This window comes from Rhodoferax koreense, assembly GCF_001955695.1.
GTDB classification, from domain to species: Bacteria; Pseudomonadota; Gammaproteobacteria; order Burkholderiales; family Burkholderiaceae_C; genus Rhodoferax_B; species Rhodoferax_B koreensis.
The window spans coordinates 3,335,765-3,360,062 of sequence record NZ_CP019236.1; the positions used below are offsets into that span (position 1 = coordinate 3,335,765).

24 protein-coding genes and 1 riboswitch are annotated in these 24,298 nt (G+C 67.4%); of the genes, 9 read left to right on the forward strand and 15 right to left on the reverse strand.

The window, feature by feature from the left end; genetic code table 11:
- Positions 1-31: 31 nt before the first annotated feature.
- The 4 genes from RD110_RS15395 to RD110_RS15410 all read left to right on the forward strand — a co-directional run bounded on the left by RD110_RS15395 (position 32) and on the right by RD110_RS15410 (position 4,402).
- Entirely contained in the window at positions 32-940 is a 909-nt protein-coding gene (locus RD110_RS15395; RefSeq protein ID WP_076200287.1) for a LysR family transcriptional regulator, read from the forward strand.
- Between the two features lie 64 nt (positions 941-1,004).
- Positions 1,005-1,925, forward strand: coding sequence for an aldo/keto reductase (locus RD110_RS15400; protein ID WP_076200288.1), 921 nt, complete (start codon positions 1,005-1,007; stop codon positions 1,923-1,925).
- A gap of 165 nt (positions 1,926-2,090) precedes the next feature.
- Complete coding sequence (locus RD110_RS15405) at positions 2,091-4,100, forward strand: hypothetical protein (protein WP_076200289.1); 2,010 nt, start codon at positions 2,091-2,093, stop codon at positions 4,098-4,100.
- 74 nt (positions 4,101-4,174) lie between these two features.
- The gene (locus RD110_RS15410; protein ID WP_076200290.1) at positions 4,175-4,402 is read left to right on the forward strand and encodes a tautomerase family protein; all 228 of its coding nucleotides are present in this window, start codon (positions 4,175-4,177) and stop codon (positions 4,400-4,402) included.
- Here RD110_RS15410 and RD110_RS15415 read toward each other — a convergent pair whose 3' ends face one another.
- Positions 4,403-6,832, reverse strand: coding sequence for a DUF3772 domain-containing protein (locus RD110_RS15415; RefSeq protein WP_157900198.1), 2,430 nt, complete (start codon positions 6,830-6,832; stop codon positions 4,403-4,405). It abuts the gene before it with no gap.
- A 173-nt stretch (positions 6,833-7,005) separates the two neighbouring features.
- Here RD110_RS15415 and RD110_RS15420 point away from each other — a divergent pair, with 173 nt between their 5' ends.
- The 3 genes from RD110_RS15420 (at position 7,006) to RD110_RS15430 (ending at position 8,830) form a co-directional block, all read left to right on the forward strand.
- The gene (locus RD110_RS15420; RefSeq protein ID WP_076200292.1) at positions 7,006-7,572 is read left to right on the forward strand and encodes a DedA family protein; all 567 of its coding nucleotides are present in this window, start codon (positions 7,006-7,008) and stop codon (positions 7,570-7,572) included.
- Between the two features lie 11 nt (positions 7,573-7,583).
- Entirely contained in the window at positions 7,584-8,054 is a 471-nt protein-coding gene (locus RD110_RS15425) for an anthrone oxygenase family protein (protein WP_076200293.1), read from the forward strand.
- An 86-nt stretch (positions 8,055-8,140) separates the two neighbouring features.
- Positions 8,141-8,830: a substrate-binding domain-containing protein gene (locus tag RD110_RS15430; RefSeq protein WP_076200294.1), complete on the forward strand. Its 690-nt coding sequence runs from the start codon at positions 8,141-8,143 to the stop codon at positions 8,828-8,830.
- 6 nt (positions 8,831-8,836) lie between these two features.
- Here RD110_RS15430 and RD110_RS15435 read toward each other — a convergent pair whose 3' ends face one another.
- The 12 genes from RD110_RS15435 to thiC all read right to left on the reverse strand — a co-directional run bounded on the left by RD110_RS15435 (position 8,837) and on the right by thiC (position 21,126).
- On the reverse strand, positions 8,837-9,889 hold the full coding sequence (locus RD110_RS15435) for a DUF481 domain-containing protein (RefSeq protein ID WP_083686296.1): 1,053 nt from the start codon (positions 9,887-9,889) through the stop codon (positions 8,837-8,839).
- Between the two features lie 120 nt (positions 9,890-10,009).
- Complete coding sequence (locus RD110_RS15440) at positions 10,010-10,507, reverse strand: C40 family peptidase (RefSeq protein WP_157900390.1); 498 nt, start codon at positions 10,505-10,507, stop codon at positions 10,010-10,012.
- Positions 10,508-10,550: 43 nt separating this feature from the next.
- A complete protein-coding gene (locus tag RD110_RS15445) occupies positions 10,551-11,123 on the reverse strand; it encodes a nucleoside 2-deoxyribosyltransferase (RefSeq protein ID WP_076200296.1) in 573 nt (190 codons plus the stop codon).
- Positions 11,124-11,189: 66 nt separating this feature from the next.
- A complete protein-coding gene (locus tag RD110_RS15450; protein WP_076200297.1) occupies positions 11,190-11,507 on the reverse strand; it encodes a YnfA family protein in 318 nt (105 codons plus the stop codon).
- 41 nt (positions 11,508-11,548) lie between these two features.
- Positions 11,549-12,142 carry a CBS domain-containing protein gene (locus RD110_RS15455; protein ID WP_076200298.1) on the reverse strand — a complete coding sequence of 198 codons (594 nt, stop codon included), beginning with the start codon at positions 12,140-12,142 and terminating at the stop codon, positions 11,549-11,551.
- A gap of 190 nt (positions 12,143-12,332) precedes the next feature.
- Positions 12,333-13,271, reverse strand: coding sequence for a 2-hydroxyacid dehydrogenase (locus RD110_RS15460; RefSeq protein ID WP_076200299.1), 939 nt, complete (start codon positions 13,269-13,271; stop codon positions 12,333-12,335).
- Positions 13,272-13,301: 30 nt separating this feature from the next.
- Entirely contained in the window at positions 13,302-14,270 is a 969-nt protein-coding gene (locus tag RD110_RS15465) for a tripartite tricarboxylate transporter substrate binding protein (RefSeq protein ID WP_076200300.1), read from the reverse strand.
- An 87-nt stretch (positions 14,271-14,357) separates the two neighbouring features.
- Positions 14,358-15,077 carry a ribonuclease activity regulator RraA gene (locus RD110_RS15470; protein ID WP_076200301.1) on the reverse strand — a complete coding sequence of 240 codons (720 nt, stop codon included), beginning with the start codon at positions 15,075-15,077 and terminating at the stop codon, positions 14,358-14,360.
- A gap of 135 nt (positions 15,078-15,212) precedes the next feature.
- Entirely contained in the window at positions 15,213-16,154 is a 942-nt protein-coding gene (locus tag RD110_RS15475) for a Bug family tripartite tricarboxylate transporter substrate binding protein (protein WP_076205086.1), read from the reverse strand.
- Between the two features lie 148 nt (positions 16,155-16,302).
- On the reverse strand, positions 16,303-18,063 hold the full coding sequence (gene araD / locus RD110_RS15480) for an L-arabinonate dehydratase (protein WP_076200302.1): 1,761 nt from the start codon (positions 18,061-18,063) through the stop codon (positions 16,303-16,305).
- A gap of 70 nt (positions 18,064-18,133) precedes the next feature.
- Entirely contained in the window at positions 18,134-19,186 is a 1,053-nt protein-coding gene (locus tag RD110_RS15485; protein ID WP_076200303.1) for a LacI family DNA-binding transcriptional regulator, read from the reverse strand.
- Between the two features lie 29 nt (positions 19,187-19,215).
- On the reverse strand, positions 19,216-21,126 hold the full coding sequence (gene thiC / locus RD110_RS15490) for a phosphomethylpyrimidine synthase ThiC (protein ID WP_076200304.1): 1,911 nt from the start codon (positions 21,124-21,126) through the stop codon (positions 19,216-19,218).
- Positions 21,127-21,212: 86 nt separating this feature from the next.
- Positions 21,213-21,313: riboswitch (TPP riboswitch) on the reverse strand.
- Positions 21,314-21,389: 76 nt separating this feature from the next.
- On the opposite strand from thiC, the gene RD110_RS15495 reads away from it, so the two are divergent.
- A complete protein-coding gene (locus tag RD110_RS15495; protein WP_083686300.1) occupies positions 21,390-22,361 on the forward strand; it encodes a glycosyltransferase family 2 protein in 972 nt (323 codons plus the stop codon).
- Between the two features lie 264 nt (positions 22,362-22,625).
- Here the strand turns inward: RD110_RS15495 and RD110_RS15500 are convergent, their stop codons facing one another.
- Together RD110_RS15500 and RD110_RS15505 are read right to left on the reverse strand one after the other, a co-directional pair.
- Positions 22,626-22,949, reverse strand: a complete 324-nt coding sequence (locus tag RD110_RS15500) for a hypothetical protein (protein WP_076200306.1) — start codon at positions 22,947-22,949, stop codon at positions 22,626-22,628.
- Positions 22,950-22,999: 50 nt separating this feature from the next.
- Positions 23,000-23,665 (reverse strand): SOS response-associated peptidase, encoded by a 666-nt coding sequence (locus RD110_RS15505; protein ID WP_076200307.1) that lies wholly within the window; start codon positions 23,663-23,665, stop codon positions 23,000-23,002.
- A gap of 38 nt (positions 23,666-23,703) precedes the next feature.
- Between RD110_RS15505 and RD110_RS28015 the strand changes: the two genes are divergently transcribed.
- On the forward strand, positions 23,704-24,297 hold the full coding sequence (locus tag RD110_RS28015; RefSeq protein WP_157900199.1) for a hypothetical protein: 594 nt from the start codon (positions 23,704-23,706) through the stop codon (positions 24,295-24,297).
- Position 24,298: the final 1 nt, after the last annotated feature.

Sequence of the window (24,298 nt, forward strand, 5' to 3'; positions counted from 1 at the left end):
AATATCTCTTCGACGATACAATTTTTTAATCATGGAATTCCGCCATCTGCGCTACTTTCTGGTCCTGGCCGACGAGCTGCACTTCGGCCGGGCGGCCCGCCGCCTGTCGATTTCGCAGCCACCGCTGAGCCTGAACATCCAGCAGCTGGAGGCCTCCGTCGGCGCGCGGCTGTTCACACGCAACAGCAAGGAAGTGCGGCTCACCGCCGCCGGCAAGGCCTTCGTCCCAGAGGCGCGGGCCCTGCTCGACCACGCCGCGGATGCGGCACGGCACGCGCGCGACGTGGCGCAGGGACTGACCGGGCGGCTGCAGGTCGGCTTCGTGGGGGCCATGCTGTTTCGTGGCCTGCCGCAGATGCTGGGCCGGTTCCAGGCCAGCAACCCCGAGGTCCGGGTGGTGCTCAAGGAGCTGAACTCGCAGGACCAGCTCGGCGAACTCGCCCATGGGCGGCTCGACGTGGGTTTCGTGCATACCCATCGCGTCGCCGACGAGATGGCGCAGATCCTGGTGGCCGACGAGGCCTTCGTCTGCTGCCTGCCCGCCGGCCACCGGCTCGCGCGCAAGCGCAGTGTCGCCCTCGAAGCGTTGCGCGACGAGCCTTTCGTGCTGTTCGCCCGAAGCGCCTCGCCCGACTACCACGAGCGCATCCTCGGTATCTGCGCCGATGCGGGCTTCACCCCCGACGTACGCCACGAGGTGCGGCACTGGCTCAGCGTGGTGTCCCTGGTGGCCCAGGGCATGGGGGTGGCCCTGGTGCCGGCGGCGCTGCGGCGTTCGGGCATGGACGGTGCCGTGTTCGTGCGGCTGGACCGCTCCACCGCCAACTCGCAGGCCTACTGCGTCTGGAAAACTCCGCAGGACAACGCCGCGCTGGCCGCCTTCCTGGCGGTGGTACGGGCCGCTGCACCGGCGGCTGCGTCGCCTGCCCCGCCGGGATAGGGCATACGATCCGAGCTCTCATTCCCGATTTCCGACTGCCCTTTTCCCATCACCGGTTTCATCCATGCACACCATCCCACAACCTCAACCCGACGCCCGTCCCGACGAGCGCCTGCGCTTATCGCCCCTGGTACTCGGCCTCTGGCGCGCCGGCCGCGTGCAGCTGCCACGGCCTCGCCTGGTCGAACTGATCGCCGCCAGCCTCGATGTCGGCATCGACACCTTCGATCTCGCCGACATCTATGGCAACTACGCTGGGGAACAGGCTTTCGGCGACGCCCTGGCCGCATCGCGCGTCCCGCGCGACCGGGTCCGCCTGGTCAGCAAGGGCGGCGTGTGCCTGGTCTCCGACGCACGGCCCGCGCACCGCGTGAAGCACTACGACAACGGCGCGGCCCACCTGCGCGCGAGCCTCGACGCGTCCCTGCAGAAACTGCGCACCGACCACCTGGACCTCTTCCTCGTGCACCGGCCCGATTTCCTGTTCGACGCGGACGAACTGGCCGACACGCTGCGCCAGATGGTACGGGCCGGCAAGGCGCGGCATGTCGGCGTCTCCAACTTCAGCCCGTCTCAGCAGCGGCTGCTGGCCGCGCGCCTGCCGGAGTTGGCGGCGAACCAGATCGAGCTCTCCGTGCTGCGCCGCGCGCCGTTCGAAGACGGCACGCTCGACCTCTGCCAGGAGCAGCACTGCATCCCCATGGCCTGGTCGCCGCTGGGCGGCGGCGCGCTGTTCACCGCGGACGCCCCGGACATGCAGCGCCTGCGCACCGCGCTCGCCGAGGTCGGCGAAGCCCTCGGCAGTGCCACGCCGGACCAGGTGGCCCTGGCCTGGCTGATGCGCCATCCGTCCGGCGTCATCCCGGTGCTGGGCACGACCGATCCGGCCCGGGTGCGCATCGCCGCCGGCGCCGCCGATTTGCGCCTGGACCGCCAGCAGTGGTACCACATCTGGCAGGCCGCCACCGGTTGCGCAGTGGCCTGATCTCCGTGGGGTGATGTGGGCCACCGCGCGAGCGGGCACGGTTTCATCCACCGTTTGACGGAGCACGCGCGCTTTCATCGCATGACGGAAGGATGACGCGTCAGGTGGGTCTCCCGAACATGTTGTTGCTTCAGCCCGAAGTACCAACATCTCAAGGACAAAGCCATGAAAACACGTACGAAACTTGCACTGCTGACGGCGGCCAGCCTGCTGGCCGCCTGCGGAGGCGGTAGCGGTGGCGGCGCAGAAGTTGCCGCGCCAGCCCCTGCGCCGGCCCCTGAGACCAGCATGCTGTCGCTCACGGTCATCGACGGCCCCCTCAGCGGCGCCAAGGTGTGCCTGGACCTGAACGGCAATGGCGCCTGCGACGCCGACGAACCCTTCGGCACCAGCACGGCGGGCGGCGCTGTCAGTTTCCCGGTGCTCGCTTCGGCTCTGGGCAAGTACCCGGTCGTGGCGGAAGTGCCGGTGGGCGCGATCGATGAAGACGATCCGAACACCCCGGTCGCCACGGCCTACCGGCTCACGGCCCCGGTGTCGAACCCGGTCATCAGCCCATTGACGACCCTTGTGCAGCAGATGGTGAGCACCCTGGGCTTGAGCCCCGCAGCGGCGGCGGACACGTTGCAGGCGCAGGCAGGCCTGAGCAGTTCCCCCCTGGCCAACTACGTGGCGGCGGCGACCGCCGATGCGCAATCGGCCAACGCAGCCCGCATCCTGGTGGCGGCCATCCAGAGCCAGACCGTTGCACTGGGCAGTTCCGCCGACATCCAGAAGGCGATCCTGGCCAACGCCACCAACCTGCTGACAGCCGCCGTGCTGGCGGGCAGCGACGCCAGCGTGGCCGACGCCTGTGGGGACAGGAAGTCGGCCGCTTGCAAATCGGCTATCGCCAGCGCCGTCGGCACCGTGGTGGCCGACGCCGGCCTCACGCCCGCCACCGCAGCCGCGGCCGTGAGTCTGGCCACTGCGCCGGCCGTTACCGAAAGCAGCACGCCGGTGGCCAGCTTCTCGCTGGATTGGGTGAACGCGGGCGACACCGCCAACTGGTACACGCGCATCTTCACCTCTACCGCCGCCGAAGCCACGCCGGACGCCAACGGCCTGACCCGTTACCGCTCGATCCGACACGCCAGGGTCGCCGGCGTCGACACGATCTGGAACATCAACAATGACCCGGCGCGCGCCGGCGACCTGCACTGGAGCGGCACGGCCTGGGTCGGCTGCACGGTGGATTTCCAGAACACCAGCACCGTGCGCGACGCGCAGGGCCGCAGCAGCTACAACAATTGCGACGGCCGCAACCTCGGCACGACGCAACGCGTCACGTCCGACATCTCCAGCCGGTCGATGGCGGACATCTTCGCGTTGATCCAGAGCACCCGCACCGACGGCGGCAACTGGGGCAAGGCGCCGACCTGGTTCACCGGTGCGGTGACGGCCAGCGTGGGCACCGCGACCTTCCCCGCCGAGTCACGCCTGATCTCGCAAACCGACACCACCACCGCCACGGCCATCGGCTACGACGTGCGAACCAGCAACATCGTCACCGTCGCCGACGCGGATGTCGCCGCCGGCGGCAACGCCACAGTGAACCGCCAGGTGGCCTGCAACGTCAGCGGGAACAATGCGTCGCAGGCCGTCACGCTGGAGACCATGATCGCGCGCAATCCGGGCACGCCATGCATCTACAACCAGCAGACCGACAGTGGCCTGAATGGGCAGAGCTACACCAGCCTGACACCCAACGAAGGCTGGGGCAACACCACGACTTCGATGGGCACGCTGGGCAATGCACCGGTCGGCCCCGGCACCACGGCGGGCTTCTACACCACCAACACCAGGCTGCGGGTGTCCTTTGCGGGCGGCAGCAGCAATGCCACCACCTACTACACCTGCCTGCAACGTGCCTCGAACGACTCGACTCGCAACTGCACCGTGGCCGGTACCGGCACCTACACCATCACGACCCTCGGCGATGGCCGCGTGATGACCTTCAGCGGCCTGCCGACGAAATTTGCGGCACTGAGTTATGAACGGGTGTTCGTCGAGCGGGGCGGCCAGGTGTACTGGGGGTTCAAGGACCGCCTCAGCACCGTCAAGACCGTGCGCCTGAACGGCACTGCTGGCAACGCCGTGCTGAGCCAGCTCGGGCTGCCGACCTTCACACCCTGAACCCGTTCCGGGCGAGAATGGCAAGGCGCCTCTCGCCCCCTTTTGTCACCACTTTCGCGTTCAACGGAGCCCTCATGCCTCTTGTCAACATCCGCCTCACTCGCCGCGAGAAACCCACCACCCGCGAACAGAAGGCCGCCCTGATCGCCGGCGTCACGCAACTGATGCAGGACGTGCTCGACAAGCGCCGGGACAGCGTGGTGGTCATCATCGACGAGGTCGATCCCGACAACTGGGGCGAAGGCGGCGATTCGGTCACCGTGCTGCGCGAGCGACGCGCGCGGCAGGGCCAGCAGCAGTAGCTACGCCAGCGGCGGCGGCACGGCGGGGGGCCCGCCCAGCCCTGTCAGGCCCGGCCCCATCAGGATGGTCGACGGGTTGGACAGCGTGAGCTTGGCCTCGCGCAACTGCTGCAGCACCTCGAACAGCAGCGCACTGCGCACGTTGTAGGCCAGGCGCGGCGAGTTCACGTAGCCGGTGGCGTTGAACACCAGCCGGCCGTTGTCGATGCCGTCCAGCGCGACGTTCGGCGCGGGGCTGTCCAGCACGTCGCCGTGCGCCTGGAAGGCCGCCAGCAACAGGTCGCGCACGCGCAGCGCATCGGTGTCCAGCGGCATCGGCAGCTTGATCTGCACCAGGCCGAGCGGGCTGGCCATGGTCACGTTGCGCACGGTCTTGGTGATGAACTCGGAATTGGGCACGATCACCGTGGAGCGGTCGCCCATCTGGATCTCGGTGGCGCGCACGTTGATGCGGCGGATGTCGCCCTCCACGCCGCCGAGCGCCACCCAGTCGCCGACCTTGACCGGCCGCTCGGCCAGCAGGATCAGCCCCGAGACGAAGTTCTGCACCACCGCCTGCAGGCCGAAACCGATCCCCACCGACAGGGCACTCGCCACCCAGGCGATGCGTTCCAGCCCGATGCCCACGGCCGACATTGCCAGCGCCACGGCCAGCACCACGCCCGCGTAGTTGAACAGGGTGACGGCCGAGGTCTGCATGCCGGCGTCCAGGCTGGTGGTGGGCAGCAGCTTGGCCGTGAGCCAGCCCTTGAGCAGGCGCACCGCCGTCAAGCCCAGCACCAGCACCAGCAGGGCCTGTAGCACGGCATCCGGGCGCAGGTTGACCTCGCCGATCGACAGGCCCGCGCTGATCTCGCCGGTGCGCTGGAACAGCTCGGACGGCCCCTCCCCGAACGGCGCCACGATCAGGATCAGCGCCACCAGCGCGATGAACACACGCAGCGCGCCCGACAGCAATACCGCGAACTGGTTGCGCAAGCGCCAGACGACGGGCTTGTCCGCGGCATTCGCAGGCGCGTCCGCCGCGCCTTCGGGCTCGCGCACGGCCAGCCAGCCCATGCACACGTCGTCGATGAACACCGACAGCAAGTAGGCGGACAGCACGACCACACCGAACCAGGCCACCTGGCGCACGGCAAAACTGCCGAAGGCCACGTAGCCCAGCACCAGGCTGCCGATGCTGGTCACCAGGACCAGCCAGACCACCGCCGTGAGCGCGGCCAGCCAGGTCGGCCGCCGGGGCGGGCCGTCCTCGCGCGGCTTGGTCTCGGCCTCCTCGATGCGGCGCAGCCGTTCGCCACGCATCACCACCCACACCATCACGAGGCCCAGGGCCAGCGCCTGGATGCAGTTCAGCGCCACCGTGGTCGCCAGGCTGGCGTTGACCAGCGCGTACAAGCGCTCGGCCACCCAGCCTGCCACGGTGATCACCCCGAGCGCCAGCGGAAAGGCGCGCAGCCCGCGCGCCACGCCGTCGGGCATGTGCGACAGCCGCCAGCTCGGCCGCGCCGGCGACAGCAGGGCGTTGCCCAGGCCGGTCACATAGCCGCCGAAGATCAGCAAGCCGACGGTGTGCGTGAGCAGTTCGTCGGCGGTATCGGGCAGCGGCGCGTCCCAGACCAGCACCTGGTACGCCACCATCGCGATCAGGCCCGGTGCCAGCGCGGCCAGCGCCGTATGCAGCAGCGCATAGAGCGAACGCCGCAGCCGCCCGGGGGGCACCCGGGTCGTCACCACGCGCAACACCGCGCGGCCGGCCCACAGGCGCAGCCCCACGATCAGGACCACCGCCAGCAGCCCGCCGGCCCAGACGCCGGCCGTGGTCCGCGCCACGGCGGCCGACAGCTGCGCACCCAGGCTCGACAGCCGCCCGGCATCCTGCACGAAGTTGTCGGCCAGTTCCGACCAGAACGGCTTGGCCAGGATCGAAGCCGTGCGTTCGCCGAGATGGGCCTGGAATTGCGAGCGGCGCTGCGCCCAGATCTGGTCGGCCGCCTGCTCGCCTTCGACCGACAGCAGCCGCGCGAGCTTTACGTTCGCATCCAGCGTCACCCGGCTTTTTTCGAGGTCGGCGCGCAGCTTGGCGATGTCGGCCGGCTCCTTCTTGTCGGCCGGCGGCGCACCGAGTTCGGCCAGCCGCGCCTGCACGCCGGCCAGTTGCGGGGCCAGCCGCGTGGCGGTGGCATCGGCCTGGTCGCGCGCGGCCAGGGCGGCGGTGCGCAAAGCCAGCAGGCTGTCGTCGTCGCGCGCCGTCGCAAGGCTCTTCTGCACCAGCTGGATCTGGCTGCGTGCCTGATCCAGGGCCGCATCGTCGTCGACGGGCGCCGCGGCGGCTTGCTGCGCACGGGCCGCGCCGCAAGCCAGGCACAGCGCCATCAACACGGCCAGAAACAGGCTGCGCGGCGGTGGGAAACAAAACAATCGGGTCATCGGCATCGGAATCTGACGGAGGAAAGGCGATAGCATGCCATGTACGCGTCGATCCACCCGACGCACCCAGATTCCAGCCATTGACATGAAACAGCCCCCACGCTCATCGCTTCGCGTATCGCTGCCCCCCGAGGGGGCGCTCCAGTGCCTTCGGGCGGCCGGGCGTCACTGACATGCACACCTCCCACCTCCTCCAGGAATACGGCTACTACGCCATCTTCTTCGCCGGCCTGTTCGAAGGCGAAACCATCCTGCTGCTCGGCGCCTACGCCGTGCACCAGGGTTACCTGCAGATGCCGCTGGTGGTGGCCTGCGGCGCCGCGGCGGCCTTCCTCAGCGACCAGTTCTATTTCTTCCTGGGGCGGCGCCGCGGCGCCACCATCGGAGAGAAGTACCCGCGCATCCAGCAGCGGCTGGACAAGGTGCGAAGTTTCGTGGACCGCCATCCGGTGGCCATCGTGATGGGCATGCGCTTCGCCTGGGGCTTGCGCATCGTGCTGCCGATCGCGCTGGGCATGGGCCGCATGCGTGCCGCCGTCTATGTGCCGCTGTCGGCCGTGGCGGCGCTGCTGTGGGCCTTTGTCGTGAGTTTCTTCGGCGTGGCCATCAGCCAACTCGCGCACCGTGCGATCGGCAACCTGAGGCACCATGAGCACCTGATCGTCGCCTTGGCGCTCATCGCCGGGCTGGTGGTGGCGCTGTGGCAGTTGCGTTTGCGCGCCGCTACGCCCCAGCACTGAGGCGCCGCCGCATGCTGTCCACCCTGCCCCTGCTGGCCTGTCTGGGCGCCGCCGTCGTCGGCGGCGTGTTCTTCGCGTTCTCGGCCTTCGTGATGAAGGCGCTGGCTCAGTTGCCCGCGCACCAGGGCGTCGCGGCCATGCAGCGCATCAACCTGGTGGTACTGAAACCGCTGTTCATGGCGATCTTCATCGGCACCACGGTGCTGTCGGCCATCTGCGTGCTTGCGGGCTTCTACCCGTGGGGCACGGCGCGATCGGCCTGGCTGCTGGCCTCTGGCCTGCTCTTCTTCCTCGGTGCCTTCGTCGTCACCGGCGCCTGCAACGTGCCGCGCAACGAGAAGCTCAGGCCCATGGATCCCGACTCACCGCAGGCCGCGGCCTACTGGCCGGTCTATCTGCGCGAGTGGCTGCGCTGGAACCACGTGCGCACCGCCGCGTCGCTGTTGTCGGCGGCCTGTGCGGGCATGGCGCTCGCGCACTGAGCCGCGCCGTGCATGCGCCGAAGTGCCGCTGAAGGCAAAATTGCGGCGCCGTCGTTCCGACACCTTCATTTTTCGAAAGAGACCCCATGCCGAGCCCCATCCGCATCATTTCCTCCATGGCCACCAAACAGGTGCTGGCCGAACTCGTTGCCGAATTCAGGAAATCGTCCCCGCAGGAGGTCGTGCTCGAATCCGTCGGTGGCGTGGACGCGGCCAAACGCGTGCAGGCCGGCGAGGCCTTCGACATCGTGGTGCTGGCCGCCAACGCCATCGAGTCGTTGACCAAGGATGGCAAGATCGTCGCCGGCAGCCGTGTCGATCTGGCCAAGTCCGGCGTGTCGATCGCGGTGCGCAGCGGCACGCCGCATCCAGACGTGGGCAGCGAAGACGCCGTGAAACGCGCCGTGCTGGCCGCGCCCACGGTGAGCTACTCCACCGGCCCGAGTGGCGTGCACCTGGTGAAGCTGTTCGAAAGCTGGGGCATTGCCGACGAGATCAAGCCGCGCATCGTGCAGGCGCCGCCCGGCGTCCCGGTCGGCTCGCTGGTGGCCAAGGGCGAGGTGGCGCTCGGTTTTCAGCAGCTCAGCGAATTGGTCCACCTGGCCGGCATCGACGTGCTCGGCCCGCTGCCCGACGCGATCCAGATCATCACCACCTTCTCGGCCGGCCTGGCAGCCACCTCCGCACAGCCAGAGGCGGTGCGCGAACTGCTGGCCTTCATGGTGGCGCCGGCTTCCGTCGAGGCCAAGCTGCGCAACGGCGTCGAGCCGGCCTGACGCCCGTCAGAACGCGTAGCCGACGCCGACGACCACGTTGGTGTCGGTCTTCTTCACGCCCAGCGGCGGCGAATGGTCGTACGAGATGTTGAGCTGGGTGCTCAGGTTGAGACCGTTGGCGATCGGCACGCGGAAGCCGAACTTGTTCTTCAGCAAGGTGTCCTGGGTGTTGCTCAGGCTCACCGAGACATCGGTCTTGTTGAACAGCACCAGCCGGTTGTCGAAGAACTTCTGTTCGTAGTTCAGGCCCAGGCTCAGCGCCGGGAAGGACTTGTTGGCCGCGAGGTCGTAGTTCTCGTTGACATAGCTTAGGCCGGCCTCGGCCGACAGTTTCTTCACGTCGGTCTCGAAGAACTGCCGGCCGTAGCCCGCGCCTAGCGTGCTGCGCAAGGTGAGGTCGGCCTGCTTGTCGGTCTGCGCCTTGGCGTTGACGAACAGGTAGTCCTTCGGCGTCAGGAACCGGTCGTACTGGCCGGACAACAGGCGGTTCGAGGTGGTGGTAACGCCGGTGGACTTCGCCTCGTGCGATTCGGCGTTCAGCGTGTATCGGTTGGTCGGCGCGCGGGCCACGAGTTCGGCATCGAGGTTCAGGGCATCGTCGCGCGAATTGCCCCGGTTGAAGGTGCCGCCCAGCGTGGCATGGCCGGAATACTTGGTCGCGTTGTCCGCCACAGGCGGGTTCAGCAGGGCCACATCGGCACGCTCGAGGTCGCGCGCGGGTGCGGCACCCTGGGCGACGACAACCTTGCCATCGGGCTGCAGCACCAGCTGGCCCTGGAGCTCCGTGCCGTCGGCGAGCCGGATGCGCACCCCTTCGTCGGATCTCAGCTCGGCCACCTGCGACCAGGGAATCTTCACCTCGCCGAACAGCGGCGACTTGAGCCGCAACGTCTGGTCTTTCAGGTCGAGGATCTCGCCGCTGACCTGGTCCCCATTGCCCAAAGTGAGCTTCGCGGCCTGGGCCGCCGCCGGCCCCAGCAACGCGACGATGGCCATGGCGCCCGTGGCGCAGGCCAGCTTCCGCACGGCAAGGCGCGGCCTGTTGAACATCCTCGGCATATTCCGAATCCTCCCTTTTCGACGTGACTGTTTTTTGTGAAAAAACCATAACACGCAGGAAGGAAAACGCTGTAGGACAAGCCCGGCAGTTGCCAGGACGTCCCCAACTCCAGGGCAACTTCAGGGTCGCCGAAACGCCATCTGCTGGCGCGACCAGTAGCTCGAGGCCAACTGGTCGAGCCGCACCTCGCCGCCGCTGGAGGGCGCGTGCACGAAGCGCCCTTCGCCGACGTAGATGCCCGCATGGGTGACGTTCGAGCCGCGGCCGAACACCACCAAGTCGCCGGTGCGCACCGTGCCGGCCGTCACCGGCTGGCCCCAGTTCACCAGGGAGGCCACGGTGCGCGGCGCCTTGAGGCCGGCGCGCTCGCGGTACACGTAGCCGATCAGGCCGCTGCAATCGAAGCCCGCATCCGGCGTGTTGCCGCCGTAGCGGTACGGTGTGCCGACCAGGCTGACCGCGTAGATGGTGACGTCGTTGGCCTGGTCGGCCGACAGGCGCGAGGCGACGTCGGCCCCGCCCGTCTCGTTGCCGAAACCGCTGGCCGGCACGTGGTTGTTGGGCGGGCGGGTCGCGCAGCCGAGCAGCCACACCGGCAGCAACACCACCAGCGCCATGCGCTGCGCCCGCTGGAATCGGTGAAACCTCATGCAGTGCACCTCAGTTTGGATCGCCCACGCCCAGCATCCAGGCCAGCCGCGCGAGTGCGGCCTCCGCGGAGGCCTCAATGGCCGTGGAGCGCGACAACATCAGGTTGAGCCGCTGGCCCAGCCCTTCCACCATGGTACCGCTGGCCTTTTCGCGCGAGATGCCGGTGTTGTCTTTTTCACACGGAATCAGCGCGCTCACACGGTCCGCATAACTGCCCGCGCCCACGCCATAGGCGGCCACCGGCTTGCCCAGGGCCACCGCGAAGCCGACTTCGAACACCGTACCCGAATCCGGCTCATGGCCGCGGAAATCCTGCAGGTTGGCAAGCACCGCGTCGGCCTCGCGGATCAAGGCGATGTTGCCCTCGTAGATGCGTTGTGCGAGCGCTTCATCGTTGCCCTGGAAGCCGTCGGCCAGCCCGCCATCGGACGGCTCCACACCGATCAGGCCGAGCCGGTCGCAGGCGGCTTTCAGGCTCTCGAAGATGCGCGGCGCATCGCGGAAGAACACGTCCGGCCCGGCCAGGTAGATACGGGGCCTGGGCAGGGCGGCGGTCGGGCGCACGGGCGCATCGGCTGGCATGGGTCGGCGTTTTCCTTCTGTGGTTCGTCCTGGGTTGGAAGCCCGACTGTAGACGAAGCGGCGCCGTCAATCCGGCTGGAACATGATCAATCCCATGCCTGCGAGTGCCACGGCGCAACCGGCGATGTCCCACGGCGTGGGGCGGATGCCGTCCACCGCCCACAGCCAGGCGATGGCCACGCCGATGTACACCCCGCCGTAGGCCGCGTAGACACGGCCGGCGGCGGTGCCGTGCAGCGTCAGCAGCCAGGCGAAGGCCGCCAGCGACAGCGCCGCGGGCAGCAGCAGCCAGATCGGCCCACCCTGCCTGAGCCACAGCCAGGGCAGGTAACAGCCGACGATCTCGCAGACCGCGGTGGCGACGAAAAGCAGAAAGGTGCGCATGCGGTGATTGTGGATCGCCGCCGGCCCGATCCGCCGTGCGTTCAGTGACCGGCGAGCACCTGTTCGATTTCGGCGAAGGTGCGGGCCATGCCGCTTTGCTGCAATTGCCGGCCGAGCTGGCGCTCCACCTGCGTCTGCGAGATCAGGCCGCGGATGCGCGGCGAGCCGTCGGCGGTTTCGGAGTCGATCACCAACAGGTGCGGCCGGCCCCGGCTGAGCAGCGTGCCCACCACCTGCTCCACCGTGGCGCGCTGCAGCGAGGCGAAGGTGACCGCATCGATCTCGGACAGCGGCGTCATCACGTCGGCCACGGTGAGCTCCTGGTACTTGACGCCGCGCTGCGTCACCAGCCGCATCGGACGGTCGCCGGCGATGTCGGCGGCCGTCAGGATGCCGTCCACCGATGGCATGTCGGAGACCACGAACAGCAGCCGCACACCCTGGTGGATCATCTTCAGCTCGGCCTGACCGAGGCCGCTCTGCGGCTGCACGGTGGCGGCGCGGATCTGGGCCAGGTCGGTGAACACGTCGAGCGCCGGGGACGCCATCGTGACCGCGCCGCGTTGCGGCGGCTGGACCTGAACGATGTGGGTGCCTGCTGGGAAGCGGAATGTGGGGAGAGGAAGGTCTGACATGGAACCCTTTCAAGTCAACACCCGGCCCTTCCGGGGCGGATGCCGTCCACAAAAAGGCCCGTCGCATTGGTGTAGGTTATTGGATGCGACGGCTTCCGTTATAGACCTGTCGGGCACGCCGCACAATTGCCATTCGTCCCCTTTACCGCAGCTTCACCCGCGTTGACCGGGCGTTCACGCGGCGCCGCCCTCAAGGCACGGCGACCGCCACCCGGCCGGTCTCGAAAAAGCGGCGCAGGTTCTCCAGCACCAGGTCGCCCATGGCCTTGCGCGTCTCGTGGGTGGCGCTGGCCAGGTGCGGCAGCAGCACCACGTTGTCCAGCGCGAACAGCCGCTCGGGCACACGCGGTTCGTCCCCGAACACGTCGAGCCCGGCGCCGGCGATGGTCCTGGCCTCCAGCGCCTGCACCAGGGCGGCTTCGTCCACCACCGAGCCGCGCGAGATGTTGACCAGGAAGCCTTGCGGCCCGAGCGCGGCCAGCACCTCCTTCGACACCAGATGCCGGGTCTCGGGCCCGCCGGCACTCGCGATCACCAGGAAATCGGCCCATTCGGCCAGGCCTTTGAGGGTGGGCTCGTAGGCGTAGGCCACGTCGGCCACCGGCTTGCGGTTGTGGTAGCGCACCTCCATGTCGAAGCCGCCAGCGCGCTTGGCAATGACGCGGCCGATGCGGCCCAGGCCCATGATGCCCAGGCGCTTGCCGCTGATCCTGGTGGTCAGCGGATAGGTGCCCTTCTGCCAGTCGCCGCGGCGCACGAAACGGTCGGAGGCGCTGAACTGACGCGCCACGTCCATCACCAGCCCGAAGGCGGTGTCGGCCACGCAGTCGTTGAGCACGTCGGGCGTGTAGCCCACGGGGATGCCACGCGACCTGGCCAGTGCGATGTCGATCGTCTCGTAACCCACGCCGAAGCTGGAGATGACCTTGAGGTTGGGCATCGCGTTGATCAGCGCCGTGTCCGCGCCGAAGCGCGCCGAGGTCACGGCGCCGACGAATTCGGCGCCGTGCCGGGCCAGGTAGGCGGCCGGATCGGGCTGTTTCCAGAGGGGGACGATGTCGTAGCGTTCGTTCAGTGTCGTTTCAAGCGCGGGCAGCAGGGCGCCGACCTGGAGGAGGCATGGTTTCATGGGCTTGTGCGTGGGCAGTGGACAGGACACTTATTCTGGACTGATACCGGCGTCTTTCGCGACCTTGGCCCACTTCACCATTTCGGTGCCGATGAAGTCGGTGAATTGCTGCGGCGTGCCGCCACCGGGTTCGATGCCGGCATCGAGCAGGCGCTGGCGCACGTCGGGCATCAGCAGGATCTTGTTGACCTCGGCGTTGAGCTTGGCCACTACCGCCTTCGGTGTGCCGGCCGGTGCGAGCAGGCCGCCCCAGGTGCTGGTCTCGTAGCCGGGCATGCCGGCCTCGATCATGGTCGGCACGTCGGGGGCCACCGAGGCGCGTTTGGCCGTGGTCACCGCCAGCGCGCGCACCGTACCGGCCTTGACCTGCACGTTGATCGCCGCCACGGTATCGAACATCAGCGACACGCGGCCGCTGATCACGTCGGGATGCGCGAGCGTGCTGCCCTTGTAGGGGATGTGCACCATGTCGATGCCGGCCATGCTCTTGAACAGCTCGCCGGAGAAATGCGGCGCGCCGCCGGAGCCGCTGGAGGCGAAGGACAGCTTGCCCGGATGGGCCAGGCCGTAGGCCTTGAGTTCCATGACGCTCTTCACCGGCAGCGTGTTCGACACCACCAGCATCAGCGGCACCACATGGGTCTGGATCACCGGCTCGAAGCTTTTGAGCGTGTCGAACGGCAGCTTCTTCACCATGCTCGGATTGATCGCATGGCTGCTGGCCACCAGCGCCAGGACATGGCCGTCGGGTGCGGCCTTGGCCACGAAGTCGGTGCCGATGATGCCGGTGGCGCCGGTCTTGTTGTCGATGACCACCGGCTGCCCCCAGGCGTCGGTGAGCTTCTGGCCGATCAGCCGCGCCGCCAGGTCGATCGCGCCGCCGGGGGAGGCCGGCACGACGATGGTCATCGGCTTGGTGGGGAAGTTTTGTGCCACGGATGCCATTGGCGCGGAGGCGGCCAGCGCGGCGGCGCAGAAAGCGAGCAGGGAAGTTTTCATCTTGTCTCCGGAATTTGAGGTCAAATCGGCCTCTGGCGCTGGTGGAACCGGCGTCGTCAGCTATTTAATCGATAGCAGATGGGCCCATCAGGCGCCCCGGGTTTTGGCCCATTCGGCATAGGCCGCCAGCGTCTCGGCATTCGGCGGATAGGTGCCGGCCAGCTTGGCGCCGCCCTGCACTCTCTCCAGGATGAAGACCTCCATCTTTTCCTGCTCCACCGCGTCGCGGGCCACTTCGTCGGCCAGGTGCGCCGGGATGATGACCACGCCTTCGTCGTCACCGACCACCACGTCGCCCGGGTACACGGCCACGCCGCCGCAGCCGATGGGCACGTTCAGGTCCACCGCATGGTGGTGGATCAGGTTCAGCGGCGCGCTGCCGCCGGCGCAGTAGACGGGGAAATCCATCTCGGCGATGAAGCCGCTGTCGCGCACCGGGCCGTCGGAGACGAGGCCGGCCGCGCCGCGCACCTGGAGCCGCGTGGTCAGGATGCCGCCGCCGGAGGCCACGCGCGTCTCGCCGCGGCAGTCGATGACCAGCACATGGCCGGGCGGCACGCTCTCGATGCCCTTGCGCTGCGGATGGTTCGGGTCCTGGAACGCGCTGATCTGGTCCAGGTCTTCCCGCGCGGGGATGTTGCGCATGGTGTAGGCCGGGCCGACCAGATTGCCGCCGCTCGGGTCGGTCAGCCGCGCGATGCCCTGCAGGAAGACATTGCGGAAGCCGCGCTTGAACAGCTGCGTGCACAGGGTGGCCACGCTCACGTGGCGCAGGTTTTCCAGGGTGGTGGGGTTCAGGTCGGACATGGTGTGGCGTCGATGGTTGATAAAGCGGTTTACTTTTCCCGTTCGCCCTGGGCTTGTCGAAGGGCTCGGATCAGCTCGGGGCCGAATGCCCTTCGACGGGCTCAGGGCGAACGGGTGCGCAGGAGCGTCAAGACATCAATCGGCCTTGGCCCCCGACTTGGCCACCAGCGCTCCCCAGCGGGGAATCTCCTTGGCCATGTGCGCGGCCAGCTGCTCGGGGCTGCTGGCGACGATCTCCATGCCGAGCTGGGTCTGCAGCTTGTCCTTCACATCGGGCAGCGCGAGGATGGCCACGATCTCGCTGTTGAGCTTGGTCACGATCGCCTTGGGCGTGCCTTTGGGTGCGTAGACGGCCTGCCAGGACGACATCTCGAAGCCGGCGATGCCGGACTCGATCATCGTCGGCAGCTGCGGCGCCAACGCGATGCGCTTGCCGGTGGTCACGGCCAGGAGCTTGAGCTTGCCGCCGGCAGCCAGCGGCGCGGCGCCCGTCATCTGGTCGAACATGAAGGTCACCAGGCCGCCCGACACGTCCATCATGGCCGGCGGCGTGCCCTTGTAGGGGATGTGGTCGAGCTTCACGCCGATGAGGTCGGCGAACATTTCGCCGGCCAGGTGGGTCGAGGTGCCGGCGCCGCTGGAGGCGAAGTTGCGCTTGCTCGGGTCGCGCTTGAGCAGGGCCACGAGTTCGGCCACCGAGTTCACGCCGAGCTTGGGGTCGACGATGAGCACATTGGGCAGCATGGCCACGAGGCAAACGGGCTCGAAATCCTTCACCGGGTCGTACGGTAGATTCTTGTACAGGCTGGCGTTGATCGCATGCGTGCTGATGGTGCCGCCGAACAGCGTGTAGCCGTCGGGCTTGGCCCGGGCCACGATGCCGGCGCCGACGGCACCCGCGGCGCCGGGCTTGTTGTCGACGACGAAAGGCTGGCCCAGTCGCTCCGACAGCTTCTGCGTGAGCGCACGGCCGATGACGTCGGTGGAGCCGCCCGGCGTGAACGGCACGACGTAGGTGACGGAGCGGCTGGGATAGCCTGCTTCGGCCGACTGCGCCCGCACCAGGGACGGCAGCATCGAAACCAGGCCGAGGCCGCCGAGCGACTTGAGCAGGAAGCGGCGCGGCGATGGATGACGTGAGGTACGCTGGGGCGGCCGGGCCGGGATGTTGAAGGATGGCATGGATTTGTCTCCGAAGTTGATAGGGTGTTGTGCCGCGGCTGGTTCAGTGGATCTCGGGCTCGCCGGCCGGGCCGGCGTCGGTGCCGACCTCGGAGGGGTCCACGTAGTCGGGCTCGAGGAAGTCGAAATCGCAGCCCTTGTCGGCCTGCTGCACATGCTTCAGGTACAACACGCCATAGCCGCGCGAGAACTTCGGGATCGGCTTCTTCCAGGCGGCACGGCGCTGCGCGATCTCCTCGTCGCTGACCTGCATGTCGATACGCCGAGCCTCGATGTCGAGGGTGATCAGGTCGCCGGTGCGCACCAGGGCCAGCGGGCCGCCGATGTGCGACTCGGGCGTGACGTGCAGCACGCAGGCGCCGTAGCTGGTGCCGCTCATGCGCGCGTCGCTGATGCGCACCATGTCGCGCACGCCCTCCTTCAGGAGTTTCTGCGGGATCGGCAACTGGCCCCATTCGGGCATGCCTGGCGCGCCCTGCGGGCCGGCGCTCTGCAGCACGATCACGCTGTCCTTGTCGATGTCGAGATCGGGCGCGTCGATGCGCGCGGCCATGTCGTTGTAGTCCTTGAACACCACCGCCCGGCCCGTGTGCTTGCGGAACTGCTGCTCCATGGCCGCGGGCTTGATGACCGCGCCGCCGGGCGCGAGGTTGCCGTGCAGCACGGCCAGGCCGTCTTTCGCGACCAGCGCGGTCTCACGGGTCAGGATCACGTCGTCGTTGTAGACCTCGGCACCCGCGATGTCTTCGGCCAACGTCCGGCCGCTGACGGTCCTGGTGCTGCCGTCGATCATGTCGCCCATGCGCACCAGGAAGGCGCGCAGCCCGCCGGCGTAATAGAAGTCTTCCATCAAATACTTGCCCGTCGGCCGCAGGTTGAGGATGACCGGCGTCCTGCGCGCGATCTCGTCGAAGCGCGCCAGCGTGAGGTCGACGCCGGCGCGGCGCGCCATGGCGATCAGGTGCACGATGGCGTTGGTCGAGCCGCCCAGGCCGAGCGCGGTGGTGACGGCGTTGTCGAAGGAAGTGGCCGTCAGGATGTCGAGCGGCTTCAGGTCTTCCCAGACCATGTCGACGATGCGCTTGCCGGTGAGCGTGGCCATGTGCTGGTGGCGCGAATCGGGCGCGGGAATGGAGGTGGCGCCGGACAGCGTCAGGCCCAGCGTCTCCACCGTGGCGGTCAGCGTGGAGGCCGTGCCCATGGTCATGCAGTGGCCGGGCGAGCGGGCGATGCCGTTTTCCACGTCCTGCCAGTCTTCTTCGGTGATGTTGCCCGCACGCAGCTCGGCCCAGTACTTCCAGGTGTCGGAGCCGCTGCCCAGCACCTTGCCCTTGTAGTCGCCGCGCAGCATCGGGCCGGCCGGCATGAAGATGCTGGGCAGGTTCATGGAGATGGCGCCCATGATCAGCGCCGGCGTGGTCTTGTCGCAGCCGCCCATGAGCACGCAGCCGTCCACCGGATACGAGCGCAGCAACTCCTCCGTCTCCATCGCCAGCAGGTTGCGGTAGAGCATGGTGGTGGGCTTCTGCATCGCCTCGCTGAGCGTGATGGCCGGCATCTCCAGCGGGAAGCCGCCGGCCTGCCAGATGCCGCGCTTGACCTCTTCCACGCGCTGCTTGAAGTGGCTGTGGCAGGAGGCGATATCGCTCCAGGTGTTGATGATGGCGATGATGGGCTTGCCCATGTAGTCGCTGCGGTGGTAGCCGATCTGCGCGGTGCGCGAATGGTGGCCGAACGAACGCAGGTCCTTCACGCCGTACCACTTGTGGCTGCGCAGGGTCTCGGGGGTTTTGCGGGTGGTCATGGAATTTTGCTGCCGTAGTTATGTTAGCGCTAACAAATCGATGTTAACGAAACCACCCGGCAGCGTCAACCTACAGACTGGCCCGATCGATCAGTGAAAACCCGATGTCCCGGATGCGCGGCCCCGTGTCCACCCCATCGACCCGGTCGAGGATGAATCGGGCCGCCTGGCGGCCGATGGCCGTGCCGTCGATGTGCACGGTGCTCAGCGCCGGATGGGTGTGGGCCGCGAAGCCGAGGTTGCCGAAGCCCATCACCGCCACGTCCTGCGGCACGGTCAGCCCCTGCGCCTGGGCTTCGGTCATCACGCCGTGGGCCAGGGCGTCGGAACTGCAGAACACCACGTCGAGCCGTGGACACACCTTGCGCAGTTCGACCAGGCCGGTGCGCCCGCCCTCCAGCGTGGTCGGCGGCGGTGCCACCACAACCGGCACCTCGGCCACGCCGAGCGCGCGCAGGCGCTCGACGAATCCCGTGCGGCGCAAGGTGGCGCGATGGTCGTCGGCCGTGACCAGGCCCGGATGCCGGTAGCCGCGCTCGAAAAGCAGATCGGCCACCGCCGCCCCGGCTTTCTCGTGCGAAAACCCGACCAGCATGTCGATCGGCGTGGGCGTCAGGTCCCAGGTTTCCACCACCGGAATGCCGGACGCCAGCAGGCGCTGCCGCCCCTGCGCCGAATGCATGATGCCGGTCAGCACGATGCCGTCGGGGCGACGGCCGATGATGGCGTCGAGCAGGGCGTCCTCGCGCGAATCGGCGTAGCCGCTCTGTCCCAGCATGAGCTGACAGCCGGCCTCGGCCAGGCTTTCGGTGAGCGCCTGGATGGTCTCCAGGAACACCGGCCCGGCAATGGTCGGCACCAGCGCCGCCACCAGCCGGCTGCGGTTGGACGCCAGGCCGCCGGCCATGAGATTGGGCACATAGCCGGTGCGGGCGACCGCATCCCGCACGCGCTCCAGCGTCTCGGGCGACACCATGGCCGGCGTGTTGAGCGCGCGCGACACGGTGATGGCCGACACGCCCGCGAGCTTGGACACGTCACTGAGCGTGATGCCGCCCGTGCCACGCCGCGGGGCGCGCTGGCCCGGCTTGGCAATGGATTTGGGCGACGCCGCTGACTTCATGCTTTCATGTTAACGCAATCATGAACGCGCTAAGACGATGTGGCACCGGTGACGGGGCGGATCGGGATGTAGAACTCGCCGCCCGCATCGCGGAACTCCGCCGACTTCTCCCGCAGCCCCTGCTGCAAGGCCACCTCCTCGCTCACGCCGCGCCGCGCCGCATAGTCGCGCACGTCCTGGGTGATCTTCATCGAGCAGAACTTCGGGCCGCACATCGAGCAGAAATGCGCTTCCTTGCTCGAGTCCTTGGGCAGGGTCTCGTCGTGGAAGTCGCGCGCGGTGTCCGGGTCGAGCGAGAGGTTGAACTGGTCGCTCCAGCGGAACTCGAAGCGCGCCTTGGACAGGGCGTCGTCCCGCGCGCGCGCCGACGGATGCCCCTTGGCAACGTCGGCCGCATGCGCGGCGATCTTGTACGCGATGATGCCCGCCTTGACGTCGTCGCGGTCCGGCAGGCCCAGGTGTTCCTTGGGCGTGACGTGGCACAGCATGGCTGTGCCGAACCAGCCGATCATGGCCGCGCCGATGGCGCTGGCGATGTGGTCGTAGCCGGGCGCGATGTCGATGGTCAGCGGGCCCAGCGTGTAGAACGGCGCCTCGTGGCAGTGCTTGAGCTGCTCGACCATGTTGGCCTGGATCATGTGCATCGGCACGTGGCCCGGGCCTTCGATCATGGTCTGCACATCGTGTTTCCAGGCCACCTGCGTGAGTTCGCCCAGCGTGCGCAGTTCGGCGAACTGGGCCTCGTCGTTGGCGTCCGCACCCGAGCCGGGCCTGAGGCCGTCGCCGAGCGAGAAGCTCACGTCGTACTGCTTCATGATGTCGCAGATGTCCTCGAAGTGCGTGTAGAGGAAACTTTCCTTGTGGTGGGTGATGCACCACTTGGCCATGATCGAGCCGCCGCGCGAGACGATGCCGGTGCGCCGGCCGGCCGTGAGGTGGATGTAGGCCAGCCGCACGCCCGCATGGATGGTGAAGTAGTCCACGCCCTGCTCCGCCTGCTCGATGAGCGTGTCGCGGAAGATCTCCCAGGTCAGGTCCTCAGCCACACCGCCTACCTTTTCCAACGCCTGGTAGATCGGCACCGTGCCGATCGGCACCGGGCTGTTGCGCACGATCCAGTCGCGCGTGGTGTGGATGTTGCGGCCGGTGGACAGGTCCATCACGTTGTCCGCGCCCCAGCGGATGGCCCACACCAGTTTCTCCACCTCTTCGTCGATGCTGGACGTGACGGCGGAGTTGCCGATGTTGGCGTTGATCTTCACCAGGAAGTTGCGGCCGATGGCCATCGGCTCGATCTCGGGATGGTTGATGTTGGCCGGGATGATCGCCCTGCCCCGCGCCACCTCGTCGCGTACGAACTCGGGCGTGATGATGCGCGGGATCTGCGCACCCATGGGGTTGCCTGCGAGGCGTTGCTCGCGCGTGGTGTCGCCGAGGTAATCGGCCATCCATTCGCGGCGGCCGTTCTCGCGGATCGCCACGTATTCCATCTCGGGCGTGACGATGCCGCGGCGCGCGTAGTGCATCTGGGTCACGTTGGCGCCAGGCCTGGCGCGGCGTGGCGTGCGCTGCAGGCCGGCGGCTTCCAGGCGCAGCGCGGCCAGGCGCGCGTGGGCTTCGTCGCGCGTGCCATCGTCGAGCGATTGCGGCGCGCGACCAGCGTAGGCCTCGGTGTCGCCACGCGCCGCGATCCATGGCGCGCGCAAGGCTTCGAGCCCGCGCCGCACGTCGATGCTCGCACCGGCGTCGGTGTAGGGGCCGGAGGTGTCGTAGACGGAAACCGCCTCGCCATTGGAGAGCGCGATGTCGCGCACCGGCACGCGCAGATCGGGGTGGAGCCGGCCCCGCAGGTAGGCCTTGCGCGAGGCTGGAAAAGGTTCGCGGGTGAGTGCCAGGAGTTCGGCGAACTTGGCGGGGTCGAGGCGGTCGGGAGCGTTCATCGGGGCCTTTCAGGTGCTGGTGGATGCCCCGGTAGTGCCCCTGCGGTCGGGCCCACGGAGCGGCGCCAGGGCCGTGCACGTGATGCCGCAACAGGAAACGCTCTTCTTCCGCCGGTACTAACCGGTTCAAGTTCATCGGGTTCGGCATCAAAGCCGTCTCAGCGCAAAGGCACCCCGGAGCAGTGCGGAGTATAGCCAGCGCGCTTGTAAAATTTGCGCTGTTGACGGCCCTCGTCAGCGCCACTCCATCCCACCACGCCGACATGCCCGCAGCTTCAAGTCCCCAACCAGACGTCTCGGTGGTCATGCCCGTCTTCAATTCCGGCGACTACCTGCGCGAGGCCGTGCACTCGGTACTGCATCAGCTGCCGATCGACGACCGGCCGCTGCCGAGCCTGGAACTGATCATCGTCGACGACCACAGTACCGACGCCCGCACCGTGGCCATGCTTGCGGAGATCGCCGGCATGGACGACCGCGTGCGGGTGATCACCAACCAGCGGTCCAAGGGCGCGGCAGGCGCGCGCAACACCGGCATCGCGCAGGCGAGCGGCGCCTGGATCGGCTTCATCGACTCCGACGACATCTGGCTGTCGTATGCGCTGGCGCTGCGTTGGCACTACATCGAAAGCAACCCGGGCATCCGCTGGATCGCAGGCCGCTTCAAGCTGTTGAGAACCGAGCTGACGCTGGCCCAGTACCAGGCGGATTGCGCCAGGCTCGCGGCTGACATGGCCGGCACGTCGCAGTACCCCAGGCTCGAGCACCTGCCCCGGCCCTTCCTCGATTTCGCGAAGGAGTGCCTGATCCAGACCACGGCGGTACTGATCCAACGCGACCTGATCAACGAGATGGGCCTGTTCAACGAAAAGCTGCACCGCGCCGAGGACTACCACCTGTGGTTCCAGTGCGCGGTGGCCAACGATCTGTGGCGCATCGACTACGAGATCAGCTATTACCGCATCCACGCCGCGAGCCTGACCCACGGCGAGACGCCGCGTTACCTCAAGGAAGACCTGATGATCGAGATGCTGCTGCAGGGCGAACTCGCCGGCGCGCACCGGGCCAGCCTGGTGCGGCGGCTCGACATGGTGATGCAGGATCACTGCTACTTCTACCGTGGCCGGAAACAGTACGGCAATGCCTTCGGCATGGCGATGAAGTGGGTCGGCAAACGGCCGCTCCAGGTCGGCGGCTGGAAGGAATTGCTGGCCGCAACACTGCGCAGGGGTTGAACGCGCAGCGACTTCAAACCGGCAACCAGCAGCACGATCGCGCTTTCCCCAACGAAAAAAGGCTCCAGCCGAACGGCTGGAGCCTTTGAAAAAATGGTCGGGGCGGTGGGATTCGAACTCACGACCCTCTGCTCCCAAAGCAGTCTCAAAATCCTTGTAAATCAACAAGCTAGTTTAATTTTCTCTAACGCGAAATGTCCCGTTCGACATAGTTTCTCGCTCTGATCAGAAGCTTGCGTTAGATTTCCAAATTAATTATTTAGATCAGCTCTGACGGCTTGCGACTGCCCACAAAAACGGGACCCAACCGACCCACTGGATTGCGTTCAAAGCCCATCTCCAGGACCGGGGCAAGTTCGACCTAACCAGTTTCCTGTGCCCGCTTACCAGAACCAACGTCAGCAGGCACAGGCCGCCGATCCCCAGGGCCACGCCTCCGATGACGTTGAGCGCGTGCCTAACCGGATCGCACTCGACGCTCTTGAGCATCCAGGAAGCTGCTGAAAACACGGCCGCAGCAATGCCGGCGTTGCGCACGTGGTCGAACACCGCTTTGACCGGCCCGTCGTCGAATAATTTACTGATCATGCCGGCAGTATCTCAGCCGGACGGCGCGCTTTCCGATGGCAATCTGCACATCAAGCGTGGACTGGACCTGCATCGAATAAGTCGGCAACCGACAGCCGAAGAAGCACCCTCGCCTCTTCCTGGGTCCCCACCAGCCACGTGTCCACGTCAGCCATCTCGATCGGTATCACGCTGCGCTTGTCCTGCTGGTCGGGCCCGAGCTTCGGGTCTGGCTTGTGCATGCGGCGCATCAGCGGGTGCTGGTCGGCGTTGAGGGTGAGCATGGTGTAGCTCTCGTGCACCTCGCCCGTCGCCTTGTCCGTCCAGGTATTCCACAGGCCGGCCAGGCTCCAGGGGTCTCCATCGGCGCGGCGAAATCGCCACCACTCGTTTTTCCCGCTCTCCCAGTTCGGCTCGTCGAAGTCCAGCGCCGGGATGATGCAGCGCTGGCCGCGGGCCCATGGCTGCTTGTAACTGGCCGTCTTCTCCATGTCCTCGCTGCGCGCGTTGTTCGTGCTGTACGGCAGCTTCGCAGTCTTGGCGAACCACGGGATCAGGGCCCACTGCCCGACCACAAGCTCGCGCGAATAGCCGGCGTCATCCCGCGCACGGCGAATGAACGGTCCTGGGCTGCGCGGGAACTGCGTCGGCGGCCATAGCGGCAGCGTTTTTCCCCTGGGCGTGTTCCAGAAACGCTCGATGTCCAAATCTTCCGGACTGGTGTAGCGGTTGCACATGAGCCCATCCTACCGCAAAACCACTGTATGCTCACACAGTGGATTTTGCAGTCATCGCTCATTCGCCGGAACGTGCCCGGCACGAGGTCACCACCGTTGAGACGTGGGGGAACCTTCGCATCACATCGTCTGTGGAAACGAAGATTCGCACGGCGCTGTTGGTGCCGCTGGGATCGCAACTGGCGGGACAGGGAACATCGAAGCTGCCGCCCCTGCAGCGCGTGCGGCTTGCGGAAGTCAGCGATGAATACGTGGTGCTCGTGGGGCGAGAGGGCGACCCGGACAGCGGGCCGGTGCGTCATTGGAGTTGCCGGCGCCCCTCCACGATGGAGTTGCAGGCCGAATACAACCGACGCAACCCGCCGACGTCACCCGACGGCCAGTACCGGCACTGGTGGGAGCATGTGCTGGCCAATGCTCAGATCGACAAGCAACGGCTCGCGATCAACGAGGTGCAGGCCCTGCTGATGCTCCCCGACGACGTGCTCTGGCGGTTCCTGGACTGGGCGGCGGCCGACCAACGCTGCTACCTCACCGGGCCGCCCGATCACGACCACAAAGGCACGCTGTTCGTGAATAGCGAGGCTGAACGCCTGCGGTGCCTGGCGGTGAAGCAGCAGTTCGGCTGGTGAC

Coding starts and splice junctions, on each gene's coding strand:
- RD110_RS15405 (WP_076200289.1), top strand. CDS start 2,091: ATGAAAACACGTACGAAACTTGCACTGCTGACGGCGGCCAGCCTGCTG.
- RD110_RS15420 (WP_076200292.1), top strand. CDS start 7,006: ATGCACACCTCCCACCTCCTCCAGGAATACGGCTACTACGCCATCTTC.
- RD110_RS15450 (WP_076200297.1), bottom strand. CDS start 11,507: ATGCGCACCTTTCTGCTTTTCGTCGCCACCGCGGTCTGCGAGATCGTC.
- RD110_RS15435 (WP_083686296.1), bottom strand. CDS start 9,889: ATGCCGAGGATGTTCAACAGGCCGCGCCTTGCCGTGCGGAAGCTGGCC.
- RD110_RS15470 (WP_076200301.1), bottom strand. CDS start 15,077: ATGTCCGACCTGAACCCCACCACCCTGGAAAACCTGCGCCACGTGAGC.
- RD110_RS15410 (WP_076200290.1), top strand. CDS start 4,175: ATGCCTCTTGTCAACATCCGCCTCACTCGCCGCGAGAAACCCACCACC.
- RD110_RS15440 (WP_157900390.1), bottom strand. CDS start 10,507: ATGGCGCTGGTGGTGTTGCTGCCGGTGTGGCTGCTCGGCTGCGCGACC.
- RD110_RS15400 (WP_076200288.1), top strand. CDS start 1,005: ATGCACACCATCCCACAACCTCAACCCGACGCCCGTCCCGACGAGCGC.
- RD110_RS15395 (WP_076200287.1), top strand. CDS start 32: ATGGAATTCCGCCATCTGCGCTACTTTCTGGTCCTGGCCGACGAGCTG.
- RD110_RS15500 (WP_076200306.1), bottom strand. CDS start 22,949: ATGATCAGTAAATTATTCGACGACGGGCCGGTCAAAGCGGTGTTCGAC.
- RD110_RS15425 (WP_076200293.1), top strand. CDS start 7,584: ATGCTGTCCACCCTGCCCCTGCTGGCCTGTCTGGGCGCCGCCGTCGTC.
- araD (WP_076200302.1), bottom strand. CDS start 18,063: ATGACCACCCGCAAAACCCCCGAGACCCTGCGCAGCCACAAGTGGTAC.
- RD110_RS15455 (WP_076200298.1), bottom strand. CDS start 12,142: ATGTCAGACCTTCCTCTCCCCACATTCCGCTTCCCAGCAGGCACCCAC.
- RD110_RS15465 (WP_076200300.1), bottom strand. CDS start 14,270: ATGAAAACTTCCCTGCTCGCTTTCTGCGCCGCCGCGCTGGCCGCCTCC.
- RD110_RS15485 (WP_076200303.1), bottom strand. CDS start 19,186: ATGAAGTCAGCGGCGTCGCCCAAATCCATTGCCAAGCCGGGCCAGCGC.
- RD110_RS15460 (WP_076200299.1), bottom strand. CDS start 13,271: ATGAAACCATGCCTCCTCCAGGTCGGCGCCCTGCTGCCCGCGCTTGAA.
- RD110_RS15445 (WP_076200296.1), bottom strand. CDS start 11,123: ATGCCAGCCGATGCGCCCGTGCGCCCGACCGCCGCCCTGCCCAGGCCC.
- thiC (WP_076200304.1), bottom strand. CDS start 21,126: ATGAACGCTCCCGACCGCCTCGACCCCGCCAAGTTCGCCGAACTCCTG.
- RD110_RS15475 (WP_076205086.1), bottom strand. CDS start 16,154: ATGCTGCCGTCCCTGGTGCGGGCGCAGTCGGCCGAAGCAGGCTATCCC.
- RD110_RS15495 (WP_083686300.1), top strand. CDS start 21,390: ATGCCCGCAGCTTCAAGTCCCCAACCAGACGTCTCGGTGGTCATGCCC.
- RD110_RS15415 (WP_157900198.1), bottom strand. CDS start 6,832: ATGACCCGATTGTTTTGTTTCCCACCGCCGCGCAGCCTGTTTCTGGCC.
- RD110_RS15505 (WP_076200307.1), bottom strand. CDS start 23,665: ATGTGCAACCGCTACACCAGTCCGGAAGATTTGGACATCGAGCGTTTC.
- RD110_RS15430 (WP_076200294.1), top strand. CDS start 8,141: ATGCCGAGCCCCATCCGCATCATTTCCTCCATGGCCACCAAACAGGTG.